This window comes from Phenylobacterium sp. Root700 (assembly GCF_001429025.1).
GTDB lineage: Bacteria > Pseudomonadota > Alphaproteobacteria > Caulobacterales > Caulobacteraceae > Phenylobacterium.
The window spans coordinates 123,856-135,362 of the sequence record NZ_LMHT01000012.1; the positions used below are offsets into that span (position 1 = coordinate 123,856).

Here is an 11,507-nt window from a genome sequence, read left to right on the forward strand (position 1 = left end):
CGGCCCGTCAGAGATGGCGCCCGCCATCCACCTGGATGACGCTGCCGGTGGAAAAGCGCAGTTGGCTCGCGCAGGCGAGCACGGCCTGCGCCACATCTTCGGGCGCGGCGACCCGGCCCAGCGGCGTGGTGGCGGCGATCTTGTCGGACGCGGCCTTGTCGCGGCCCGGAACGAAGCCCGTGGCCACCGCGCCAGGCGAGACGCTGAGCACCCGCACGTCGGGCGCCAGGGCCCGCGCCAGCGCAGATCCCATGGTGTCCATGCCGGCCTTGGCGGCGCAGTAGGCGATGTTCGAGCCGACCGCCGTGGTCGCGGCGATCGAGGAAATATTGACCACCAGCCCGTCCTGGTGGGCGCGAAGCAGGCGCTCGAAAGCGCGCACCGCGGCGAACGGCGCGCGGACATTGTGGGCCATCAGGAGGTCGATCGTGTCGTCGTCCAGCGAGGCGAGGTCGGCGTGCGGCACCGCCTTGGTGACGCCCGCGCCGTTGACCAGGATGTCGGTCCGGCCGAAGTCCGCCTCGACATCGGCCGCGACCTTCTCGACCTGCGCCGTGCGGGCGATGTCGGCGACATAGGCGCGGTGGCCTTCGCCCGGCAGGGCGTCGGCCACCGCCTTGGCCTTGGCGAGGTCAGTTCCTCCGACCAGGGCGATGCGGGCGCCGGCCTGCGCCAGGGCGCTCGCCGTCGCCGAGCCGATACCGCCGGTGCCGCCGAAGATCACGGCGACCTTTCCCGACAAGGAGTATGCGTTCTGCGTCATGTGAGCCTCAGGGGATTGGCGCGGCTGGGATGCGGCTCTCGCCGGGCTCGAGCACCAGGTCGTAGACCAGGCTGCAACGTGGTCCGTCCGGGCCGTCCTCGGTTTCGAAGCGGCCGAGCAACGAGTGAATCACGCCGAAGGTGACGTCGCTATCAAGGTTCTCGCTGTCGTCGGCGAACACCTGGGTGACCAGGGTCTTGTAGCCCGGCGCGGTGACCATGAAATGCAGGTGCGCCGGCCGGTAGGGATGGCGTTGCTGCGCGCTGAGCAACAGCCCTACCGGGCCGTCGGTGGGCACCGGATAGCCGGCGGGCCGCACGCTGCGGAAATGGAACGCCCCCTGCTCGTCGGCGGTGAAAAGACCGCGCAGGTTCATGTCCGGCTGGTCTGGATCCTGGTTCTCATAGAGGCCGACTGGCGAGGCTTGCCAGACGTCCACCTTGGCGCCGACGATGGGCGCGCCGGAGCGATCGCGCACCTGGCCCGAGACGAGCAACGGCACCCCAGGCGTGTCGGCGCGGGCGATGCTGTCGCCCAAGCCGCAGGCCGGAGCGTTCTTGCGCCAGAACGGACCGAGCAAAGCCGCGGCGGTGTGGTCGGGGCCCATCGGATTGTTCAGCAACCCCACCAGGGTGGAGACGCCGAGCACGTCACAGGCCAGGACAACCTCGTTCTTGGTCGACGTGGTCGCCTGTCCGATGCCGACCAGGAAATCGAGCCCGGCCTCGAACTCGTCCTCGGTCAGGCGAACCTCACGCACGAAGGCGTGGGCATGGCGGACCAGCGCGCCCATGATTTCGCGCAGACGAGGGTCGGGCGTGCGGGCCATCGCCGCTTCGACGGCGAATGTGACGCCAGCTTGATCCTCGACAATCATCGGCCAAGCCCGCCTTGGACGACTACGGCGCCCAGATAGAAGCCCAGGCCCATCACCGTATGGGCGACAAGGGTGCTGGCCCTGACCTTGTGGCGCACCGGAAGCTTGGCGGCCGCCAAGCCATGACCAAGCGCGGGCATGATGATGAACCAAGCCAAAAGGGTCGTAAGGACGCCGGCGGCCACGGCCGGAAGCACGGTCGGCTGTGCGCTCCAGGCAGGCCCCATGGCCGAGACCAGCGCCAAGCCGAACGCCCCACCGGTCGCATAGTGGACGACGGCCCCCAGATAGCGCTGGGCCGGGGAAAATACGGTCGCCGGGGTTATGGGGGTGCGATCGCCGGTGAAGGGCGCGAGCAGCCACTTGCCCAGGATGGCCCAGTTCGGCGCGCGGATCGCAAAGGCCCTCTGCGCCAGGATGTTCCAAAGGTCGAAGACCAGCACGCCGAAGAGGCCCACAATGACGCCGCGCACGATCATGAGCGTTCCCCCAGCAACTTGACTGACGTGTTCACCGAGAGCGCCGGCATGGCCTGCTCGATCAGGGCGGCGTTGCGCTTCACCCCCTCGGTCAGGACGGCCAGGAAGCTCACCGCCGCCGGCGACAACTCTCGCGACTCCGGCGTGATCACCGAGAACGGCATGCGGGCCACAGGCGCCACGAGGGGCCGGGCCTGCACGCTGAACGCCTCAAGCAGCCCCACCGCCCAAGACGGCCAGACGGCCACGCCAAGGCCGGCCGAAACCATGCCAAGCACGGTCAGCATCTGGCGCACCTCCAGGATCGGCAGTTGCGGGACGCCGGCTAGGCGGAGCTGGGTGTCGAGCTCGCGGCGGATGTCGGCCGGGGCGCGGATCGCGACGACCGAATGTCCACGCAGCTCCGACCACTTGACGCTCGCGCCGCTCATCAAGGGATGATCGGCCGAGCCGATCAGGACGAGCTTTTCCTCGATCAGCGGCTGAATCTGGACGCCGAGCGGATCGCGGCCGAAGACCCCCAGGCCGCAATCGATCTGCCCGGCGGCCACGCCCGGCACGATGTCGCTGGGCGGAACGTCCTCCACGACGATGGAGATATTGGGGTACTTGCTGTGGAACTCTGCGACGATGGGCGGCAACAGCACGGCGGCGATGATCGGCGGCGCGGCGACCACGACCCGGCCCCGTTTGCGGGCGACCAGCTCCTTGGTGCTCAGCTCGGCATGCTCCACCTCGGCCAGCACTCGGCGGGCGTGAATCAGGTATTCTTGCCCCGCTTCCGTGAGCGCGGTTTTCCGTGTCGTCCGATCGATCAGGCGTAGGCCGACGGCCTGTTCCAGCTCTCGGATCAGGACCGAGAGCGACGACTGGGTCGAGTTCACGACCACCGCCGCCGCGGTGAAGCTGGCGCTGTCGGCGATGGCGACAAAAGCCCGGATCTGCTTCAGCGTAACGTTCATGAGAGCGCCCCTGCCGGAACCGGCCGATAGCCGGACTCCTCGATGATGCGGGTGACAGACGTGCGCAAAGCCTCGCGCCGCTGTGTCAGGGTGTTGTCGTCGTAGAGCAGCTTGCCGCCGCGCTTACGCACCACCCCGTCGACCAGGACCGTGTCGACGTTCGAGAAATTGGCCTGCTGGACGGTGGTGTGAACCGGGTCGTGGACCGGGAACATGTTCAGGGCCAGGCCGTCGATCAGGATGATGTCGGCCTTCTTCCCGGGGGTCAGGCTGCCGATCTGGTCCTCCATGCAGAGGGCGCGGGCCCCGCCGATGGTGGCCCACTCCAGAACGTCCCGCGACGGCACCGGCAGGACCGTCAGCGGCCCGCAGCCGGCATTGTGGTTGACGCGGTGCTCGATGCTGCGCTGGTAGAGCATCGCCAGCCGCATCTCGTTGAACAGGTCGCTGTTCGCCGCGGGGATGCTGTCGACGCCCAGCGAGGGCATCGCCCCCAGGGCGCGCAAGCGGCCGGTGACGGGATCGGCGGGATGGACGTGCAGCTCGATGTTCGCCGTGACGGTGACCGAGGCGCCGCAGTCGACGATCAGCTTCAGTTCCTCGTCGCTGAGATAGTTCCCGTGGACGACATTGTGCTTGGCGTTGAGCAGGCCCAGCCGCGCGGGAATGAAGAAGCCCTCGGGCGAGACCCGATCGGCGGGGCGCCGCGCCGCGTGCGAACTCGACAGCAGGTCGAGATCCTTGACCATGCGGAAATCATGCTCAACCACCTCGGGGGTCGAGAACTGCGGCCCCAGGATGGCCGCCGCCAGGGTCACCAGCCGGTCGTCGGACGCGAACCGCCCCTTGCGCAGGGCCTCGAGCCGCGCGCGCGGATGCGGTTTGTGGGTGAAGGGCACGTCGCCCTCGCCCGCCAACGGCTTGGCCGAGCCATGACCGAAGACCGCGCGGATCCCGGCTTCTTCCAAGGCGTCGACCGAGCGGTGCGCGTAGTCGATATCGGTGATGTCGTGGCACCAGTCGAACAGGGTCGTGACCCCGCCGTTCAGTTGCTCCAGCGCGCCCAGCAGGGTGCCGATATAGTTGTCGTCGGGAAGGAACCGCGTCCCGAGATTGCCGTGCATGATCTTGTGGTAATCGGGGCCGGTCCAGCCGCCGCCAATGGAGCGAAGGCCGGTCTGCCAGGTGTGAAGGTGGGCGTTGATCAGCCCCGGCATCACGATCATGTTCCGGGCGTCGATGGCCTCGTCCGCCGCCGCCTCGATATGCGGCGCGATCTCGGCGATCCGGTCGCCGACGACCAACAGGTCTCCGACGGGGAAGTCGCCGACCGCGGCGTCGACGGAGACGATGTAGCCGCCCCGGATCAGGGTCCTCTTCATCGATCCGCCCCTTAGCCGGCGAGATGTGCGTAGGAGGGATCGCCCCGGCCGACGTCGGCGGCGTGGACGTACTGCGTGGTCTGGGCCAGCTCCGCCGCGCTGATGATCTTCACCGTCCGCAGGTCGCGCAGGGTCAGGCGGCTCGCCAAGGACCAGCGCCCCTCGTCGCAGCGCCAGGAATCCAGATAGCGGGAATGAACGGTCCGCTCCTCGACGTCGCCTTCAGGGCGCGAGACGAGCAGATGGGCGGTGGCGGTGGTTTCGCTGACGGCGCGCAGCCCGTTCACCTCGATCAGCACGTTGCCGATGGTGTGGCGGTTGTAGAGCATGGTGGAATGCGCGCCCATCAGCCAGTCGACGAACTGGGCCCAGCTGCCATTGAACATTCCAGTGAACTCAACGGTCGCCTCAGAGTGCCCGATCGTCAGCAGCAGCGTCCTGTCGAGCCGGTCCAGCCCCCGCGGATAGAGGTGGATCAGCCGCATGATCTCGGACTTGGCCACCAAGTCGTTGAGGCTATTTTCCTGCATCCCGTCCATCTCCACCCTCGCGGCCAAGCTCGCCTGAAACGGCGGTCTGGCTGACATCTTGGCGAACGGTAGTGCCGCGCAATCGATAGGACTAACGAATTAATGGCGCCGCATAATCGTATTATACGATGAGTGGAGGTTCCCTGTTGCCGCCCGTGGGAACGACGCCTAACCCTGGGTCAACAGTCACAGTGGGGGGATTTGGCGTGCATAAGATCGTGATGCCCGAAGGCGTCTTCGAACCGGTCAAAGGCCTCTACTCCCAGGTCATCGAGACCCGGTCGCCCGTGCGCTACGAGATCGCCGGAAGCCTGGCCTACGACGCCGACGGCCAGTTGCCCGAAGGCATGGCGGCCCAGTGCCAAGCGGTGATGCGCAACATCGACCTGTCCCTGCAGGCGGTGGGCATGACGCCGGCCAATGTCGTGCGCATGCGGATCTACACCCTGGATATGGATCTGTTCCTCAAGGAAGGCATCGGCGCCGTCTTCGGCCACTTCGGCGAGACCCGGCCGACCTCGACCCTGGTGCAGATCGTCCGCCTGGCCAATCCGAAGATGCTGGTCGAGATCGACGCCACGGCCGCGCCGTTCGGCGATCCCGCCTAACCAATTCCGCTCCACGGGAGATCAGGATGCACGACAATTGCGACTGCTGCGGCGAAGGCCGCCGCAAGGTCCTGCGCGCCATGCTCGGCATGGCCAGCGCCCCGCTCGTGGCGGCTGCGGCCTCCAGCCCCGCCACGGCGGCCACGCCTGCCCGGATGGCGCGCGCATCTGGCGCCGGACGCATCGACACCCATGCTCACCTATGGCCGGTCGAGTACCTCGACTTCGTGGAAAAGGCCGGCGACCACATCACCCAGGTCGCGCGCAACATACGCGCCACGGCCAGTCCCGAGGACCTGAAGGCCCGCTTCGCCATGATGGACAAGGCCGGGGTCGCCAAGCAGGTGCTGTCAGCCACGCCGCAATTGGTGCAGAGCGCGGACGCCAAGACCTGCCTGACCGGCGCGCGCATGATCAACGATGTCTATGCCGGCCTGGTGAAGACCTACCCCGACCGCTTCATGGCCTATGGCGCGGTTCCCCTGCCCCACGTCGACGAAGCTGTGGTCGAAGCGCGCCGCTGCATGACCGAGCTGGGTTTCCGCGGCATCGCGCTCAACACCCTGACCGCCAACAAGACCATCGCCACCGACGACTACAGCCCGTTCTACGCCGAGCTCGATCGCCTCGGGGCGGTGCTCTACATCCACCCGACCGGCTGCGGCGCGCAAAGCCCGATGATCAACGATTTCCGGCTGGAATGGGTGGTCGGCGCACCGTTCGAGGACAGCCTGGCGGTGCTACAGCTGCTCAAGGCCGACATCCCGCACAAGTACCCCAACATCAAGTTCCACGTGGCGCACCTAGGCGGGGCCCTGGGCTTCCTGATGCAGCGGATCGAGGACAACTACGCCCACTGGAAGGCCTTCCCGCGCAGCCCGACGGCGGAGCTGAAGAAGATGTGGTTCGACACCGCCAACTTCCACGCCCCGGCGCTGCGCTGCATGATTGAGACCTTCGGCTCGGAGCGGCTGATCCTCGGCAGCGACTTCCCGTACTTCCAGGACGAGCTCTACACGCGGATCGTCACCTACGTCGAAGGCGCGGGCCTGCCCGCTCCCGTCAGCAAGGCGATCCTGGAAGACAATGCCCACCGGCTCTACGGATCCGTCGCCCCGGCCTGAACGCCCTTCTCCGGGAAGGGCGCTACAGCCCCAGCACCATCTTGGCCATGATGTTGTGCTGGATCTCGTTGGAGCCGGCGTAGATCGAGGTCTTGCGATAGTTGAAGTAGGTCGGCGCCAGGGTCGCAGCGTAGTCGGGACCCGCGCGCGGTTCGTTGCGCTCGCCGCGGATCTCGGCCCAGGTGTCGCGGACGAACGGCTGGCCATAAATGCCCGCCGCTTCCAGGGCCAGTTCGGTCACCGCCTGCTGGGCTTGCGAGCCTTCGAGCTTCAGCATGGAGGACGAGGCCCCCATGGCTTCGCCCGCCGTCCGCGCCGAGAACATGCGCAACTCGGTCGCGTTCAGCACGTCGACCTTGATCTGCAGTTCCGACAGCTTGCGCCGGAAGTCCGGGTCGTCGATCAGCCGCGTTCCGCCGTCGGAGGCCTCGACGGCGGCGATCTTCTTCACCTTGGCCAGCTGGTTGGTCAGGCCCGCCGCGTACGGATTGCCGCGTTCGAACTGCAGCAGGTACTTGGCGTAGGTCCAGCCCTGGCCTTCCTCGCCGATCCGGTTGGAGACCGGCACCCGGACGTTGTCGAAGAAGACCTGGTTGATCTCCTGATCGCCCTCGGGCGGCCCGTCCAGGGTCGGCAGCGGCACGATGGTGATGCCGGGCGTGTTCATGTCCAGCAGCAGGAAGCTGATGCCCTTCTGACGGATCTCCTCGTTGGAGGTCCGCACCAGGCAGAACATCCAGTCAGCCCACTGCGCGTAAGTTGTCCATATTTTTGAACCACTTAGCACGTAATGATCACCGTCCCGCTCAGCCTTCATGGAGAGCGAGGCCAGGTCGGAGCCCGAGCCCGGCTCGGAATAGCCCTGGCACCACCAGGCGTCGGTCGCGAGGATCTTGGGGAGATGCTGCGCCTTTTGCTCCGGGGTGCCGAAGGCCATCACCACCGGGGCGCACATCTTCAGGCCCATGTTCGAGGTGGAGGGGGCGCCGGCCAGCGCCATCTCCATGTCGTAGACGTACTTCTGGGCGTGGCTCCACCCCGTGCCGCCATATTCGGTCGGCCAGTCGGGCGCGATCCAGCCCTTTTCGTTCAGGCGTTTCAGCCAACGGACCTGGCCGTCCTTGTCGATATGGCCGTTCTTCGATTGGGCCATGTGCGCACGCATGTCGTCATCGAAGGCTTCGGCGATGAAGGCGCGAACCTCGTCGCGGAAAGCCAGATCGTCTTTGGAGAATTCCAGGTCCATGGCGCTTACCCCACCGCGTCGAGATATTCGATTTCAGGACGGCCGCCCATGCAGGGCGCCATCTTGGCTCCGGCGGCCTTGAAGTAGTCGGTCTGGCCGTGCGCCTTCAGGGCGTCTTCGTCCTTGTAGAGTTCCAGCACCTTGTAGACCGTCGGGTCGGTGCGGCTCTTGGTCAGCTGATAGACGATATTGCCCGGCTCATTGGCCCGGACCTGCTTGCTGAGCTCGGTGAACACCGCCTCGAATTCCGAACCCTTGCCGTCTTGGACCTTCAAGGTCGCGACCACGCCGATCATGCCGTTCTCCCAACATTTGTTTGAATGGGAGCCTAGAGGCGGGCCGATGGGCAGGCAAGGCGAAGTTGGGCTAAATCCAGCGTCATCCCGGAAAGCCCGCAGGGCTTGTCCGGGACCCATTCGCGGAGCTGTCGGAAGACGGCGAGGCCCCGCCGCGTCTTGCAGGATCAGGTGTTCATAGGTCCCGGCCTTGCTGCGCAAACCGGGATGACAGTGGAAGACGCAGGCGCCCTAACGCCCCTGGCGTTCGTTCCAGCCGTAGGCGACCCAGTGATGACCGCCGAGGTTGCGGGCTTCGATCACGCCGTCACCCACGCCATCGTCGCGGCGGGCCCGGGCGCGCTTGGCGCGCAGGGCCAGTCCGGCGAGCGCGAGCAGCACCGAGGCCATCACGGCGATCACCACGACGGTGGCGGCGAAGAACACCGCCAACACCGCGCCGATGGCCACCGCCGCTGCGGTGGCGAGCGCGCCGCCCACGGCAGACAGGCTGCGAAGGGCTGAACCGTGCTTCCGTGCGAATTCGCGAACCATGGCTTCCTCAAGGGCGCCGCATGTAACGGCTAAACGGATATTTCCGCCGGGCGATCCCGGTCGTCAACAATCTCAGGTAAAATCACACGAAAGTGGCGTCATCATGCCACGCCTTCGAGCGCCAGCGCCTTGCGCTCGCGCATGATGCTGTCGAAGGCCGCGTTGATCGCCGCGGCCTTGGCCTCGGCGACTTCGATGAACTCGCTGGGCAGGCCGCGCGCGCGGGCCCGGTCAGGGTGAGCCTCCGACAGCGCCGCCTTCCAGGTCGAGCGCACGACCTCGTCGGGCGCGTCGTGCGGCACGGCCAGGACGCCGTAGGGATCGTCGTCCCCCAGCCCCAGGTGCACGGCCTTCAAACGGCGGAACACCAGCGGCGAAAAGCCGAACAGCTCCGACACCCTTTCCAGATAGTCGAGCTCGTCCTGGGTCACCGCGCCGTCGGCGGCGGCGATATGGAAGAGGCCGTCGAGCACGTCCTCGAGCAGGGTCGGGCAGCCGGCGTAACGCTTGGCCAGGCGCCGAGCGTAGCTCTCGTAGCCCCGCGTGGTCTGGCGGGCGAGATCGTAGAGCCGGTGGATGTTTCGCTCCGACGCGGCGTCGGGCTGGAACACTTGAGCGAAGGCGTCGAATTCGCCCACGCTGGCGCGGCCGTCGGCCTTAGCGAGTTTCGCCCCCAGCGCCGTGACGGCGGTGGAAAAGGCGGGATCCTCGCCCGGCCGGGTGGCTGGACAATCGGCGCAGTCCCCAGCATCTGGCCGGCGAACTGCGAGCCCAGCAATGTTGCGCCAGAAGCTCATGAGAGTATCCAAAGCTGTAAGGGTCGCTCGCCCCTCTGACAATGCGAATTGACCCAAAGGAAGGTTACGGTTTGGACAGACTTTGGAGCTTCTGGATCGATCGCGGCGGCACGTTCACCGACGTCATCGCCCACGCCGACGACGGCGAGGAAGTCTCCCTGAAGCTGCTTTCAGCCTCTCCCTCCTATGAGGACGCCGCCGTCGAGGCCATGCGCCGGGTGCTGGGGGCCGAGGCCGGCGAGCCCTTCCCTGCGGCTCGCGTGCGCGCCATCAAGATGGGCACGACGGTCGCCACCAACGCCCTGCTGGAACGCGCCGGGGCCAGGACCCTGCTGGTGACGACACAGGGTTTCGCCGACGCCCTGGTGATCGGCGACCAGGCCCGGCCCGACCTCTTCGCCCTGAACATCGTGCGCCCGGGTCCACTCTATGAGGGCGTGATCGAGGCCCGCGAACGCCTGGCCGCCGACGGCGCCGTGGTCGACCCGCTGGATACCGCTGGCCTCGCCGCCAAGCTGAAGGCCGCGCGGGGCGAGGGCTTCACCTCGGCCGCCATCGCCTTCCTGCACGCCGACCTCAATCCCGCCCATGAGCGCGCCGCCGGCGACCTAGCCCGCGCCGCCGGCTTTGAGTTCGTCGCCCTCAGCCATGAGGTCTCGCCCCTGCCGCGGTTCATTCCCCGGGCCGAGACCACCGTCGCCGACGCCTATCTGACCCCGATCCTGCAGGCCTATGTCGAGCGGGTGGCCAAGGCGGTCGAGGGCGCGCCGCTCTACTTCATGACCTCGGCCGGCGGCCTGGTGCGCGCCGAGGCCTTCCGTGGCCGCGACGCGGTCGTCTCCGGTCCGGCCGGGGGCGTGGTCGGGGTGGCCCGCACCGCGCAGATCGCCGAAACGCCGCAGGCCCTGGGCTTCGACATGGGCGGCACCTCCACCGACGTCTGCCGCTACGCCGGCTCGCTGGAGCGCCGCGACTCCGCCCGCGTCGCCGGGGTGAAGCTGCGCAGCCCGATGCTTGACGTCGAGACCGTGGCGGCCGGCGGCGGCTCGATCCTGGCCTTCGACGGCCTGCGCGCCCGGGTCGGGCCGCAGAGCGCCGGCGCCGATCCAGGCCCCGCCGCCTACGGGCGCGGCGGGCCGGCCACGGTCACCGACGCCAACCTGGTGCTCGGCCGGCTCGATCCACGCTTCTTTCCGTCGATCTTCGGACCGCGAGGCGACGCGGCGCTGAACGTCGCCGCCGCGCGAACCGCCATCGCCAAGCTGGCCGAGCAGATGGGCTCGCCCAGCGTCGAGGCCGCCGCCGAGGGCTTCGTCGCCATCGCCGTCGAGCAAATGGCGCGCGCCACCGACCGCATCTCCACCGAGCGCGGCTTTGATCCGCGCGACCATGCCCTGACCGCGTTCGGCGGCGCGGCCGGCCAAGTGGCCTGCGACGTGGCCGACGCCCTGGGCCCCGCCAAGGTGCTCTGCCCGCGCTATGGCAGCGTGCTCTCGGCCTGGGGCATCGGCCAGGCCCAGGTGACCAGCCTGCGCCAGATGGGTCTGGACGCCGTGCTGAGCGCGGAGGGGTTGGCCCGCGCGCAAGCCGTCGCCGTGGAGGTCGAGGCCGCCGCCCGCGCGGCGCTGGCCGAACAGGGCGCGCAGGCCTCGGAGATCCGCAGGATTTTGCGCCTGCGCTACGAAGGCGCCGACGCCGAGCTGTCGATCCCCATCGCGTCGCTGGACGAGGTGAAGGCCGCCTTCGAGGCCGGGCATAAGCGACTGTTCGGCTTCATCGAGACCAAGCTGGCGATCGTCATCGCGGCGGTCGAGGTCGAGGCGGTGTCGGCCGCCGCCGACCGATCCTCCCCCGCTGGGGGAGGTGGCGCGCGTAGCGCGACGGAGGGGGCCAGCGGCAGGAGTCAAAG

General features: G+C 67.8%; 13 protein-coding genes. 3 read left to right on the forward strand and 10 right to left on the reverse strand.

All coding sequences use genetic code 11. From position 1 onward, the window contains the following. Positions 1–7: 7 nt before the first annotated feature. Genes ASE02_RS08020 through ASE02_RS08045 form a run of 6 tightly spaced genes read right to left on the reverse strand, consistent with a single transcriptional unit; the run spans position 8 to position 4,993 of the window. Positions 8–763, reverse strand: a complete 756-nt coding sequence (locus ASE02_RS08020) for an SDR family NAD(P)-dependent oxidoreductase (RefSeq protein ID WP_056732954.1) — start codon at positions 761–763, stop codon at positions 8–10. Positions 764–770: 7 nt separating this feature from the next. Next, positions 771–1,640 carry a dioxygenase gene (locus ASE02_RS08025; RefSeq protein WP_056732956.1) on the reverse strand — a complete coding sequence of 290 codons (870 nt, stop codon included), beginning with the start codon at positions 1,638–1,640 and terminating at the stop codon, positions 771–773. Next, a complete protein-coding gene (locus ASE02_RS08030; RefSeq protein ID WP_056732958.1) occupies positions 1,637–2,119 on the reverse strand; it encodes a DUF2938 family protein in 483 nt (160 codons plus the stop codon). Before ASE02_RS08030 ends, ASE02_RS08025 begins: the two co-directional genes overlap by 4 nt. Next, positions 2,116–3,081 carry a LysR family transcriptional regulator gene (locus ASE02_RS08035; protein WP_056732959.1) on the reverse strand — a complete coding sequence of 322 codons (966 nt, stop codon included), beginning with the start codon at positions 3,079–3,081 and terminating at the stop codon, positions 2,116–2,118. The genes ASE02_RS08030 and ASE02_RS08035 overlap by 4 nt, the downstream gene beginning before the upstream one ends. After that, positions 3,078–4,463 (reverse strand): amidohydrolase family protein, encoded by a 1,386-nt coding sequence (locus ASE02_RS08040; RefSeq protein ID WP_056732961.1) that lies wholly within the window; start codon positions 4,461–4,463, stop codon positions 3,078–3,080. The genes ASE02_RS08035 and ASE02_RS08040 overlap by 4 nt, the downstream gene beginning before the upstream one ends. Positions 4,464–4,474: 11 nt before the next feature. Continuing rightward, positions 4,475–4,993: a nuclear transport factor 2 family protein gene (locus ASE02_RS08045; RefSeq protein ID WP_056732963.1), complete on the reverse strand. Its 519-nt coding sequence runs from the start codon at positions 4,991–4,993 to the stop codon at positions 4,475–4,477. Between the two features lie 206 nt (positions 4,994–5,199). On the opposite strand from ASE02_RS08045, the gene ASE02_RS08050 reads away from it, so the two are divergent. Continuing rightward, positions 5,200–5,601 carry a RidA family protein gene (locus tag ASE02_RS08050; protein ID WP_056732965.1) on the forward strand — a complete coding sequence of 134 codons (402 nt, stop codon included), beginning with the start codon at positions 5,200–5,202 and terminating at the stop codon, positions 5,599–5,601. 26 nt (positions 5,602–5,627) lie between these two features. Further along, positions 5,628–6,725 carry an amidohydrolase family protein gene (locus ASE02_RS08055; protein WP_056732968.1) on the forward strand — a complete coding sequence of 366 codons (1,098 nt, stop codon included), beginning with the start codon at positions 5,628–5,630 and terminating at the stop codon, positions 6,723–6,725. Positions 6,726–6,747: 22 nt separating this feature from the next. Here the strand turns inward: ASE02_RS08055 and ASE02_RS08060 are convergent, their stop codons facing one another. The 4 genes from ASE02_RS08060 to ASE02_RS08075 form a co-directional block, all read right to left on the reverse strand. Then, on the reverse strand, positions 6,748–7,971 hold the full coding sequence (locus ASE02_RS08060; RefSeq protein ID WP_056732970.1) for an acyl-CoA dehydrogenase family protein: 1,224 nt from the start codon (positions 7,969–7,971) through the stop codon (positions 6,748–6,750). Positions 7,972–7,976: 5 nt separating this feature from the next. Further along, positions 7,977–8,267 (reverse strand): putative quinol monooxygenase, encoded by a 291-nt coding sequence (locus ASE02_RS08065; RefSeq protein WP_056732972.1) that lies wholly within the window; start codon positions 8,265–8,267, stop codon positions 7,977–7,979. 231 nt (positions 8,268–8,498) lie between these two features. After that, positions 8,499–8,801 (reverse strand): hypothetical protein, encoded by a 303-nt coding sequence (locus ASE02_RS08070; protein WP_056732974.1) that lies wholly within the window; start codon positions 8,799–8,801, stop codon positions 8,499–8,501. 101 nt (positions 8,802–8,902) lie between these two features. Next, positions 8,903–9,598 carry a DnaJ family molecular chaperone gene (locus ASE02_RS08075; protein ID WP_056732976.1) on the reverse strand — a complete coding sequence of 232 codons (696 nt, stop codon included), beginning with the start codon at positions 9,596–9,598 and terminating at the stop codon, positions 8,903–8,905. Positions 9,599–9,669: 71 nt separating this feature from the next. Between ASE02_RS08075 and ASE02_RS22925 the strand changes: the two genes are divergently transcribed. Further along, positions 9,670–11,507: hydantoinase/oxoprolinase family protein (locus tag ASE02_RS22925; protein WP_304438354.1), on the forward strand; the 1,838-nt coding region annotated here is incomplete at its 3' end.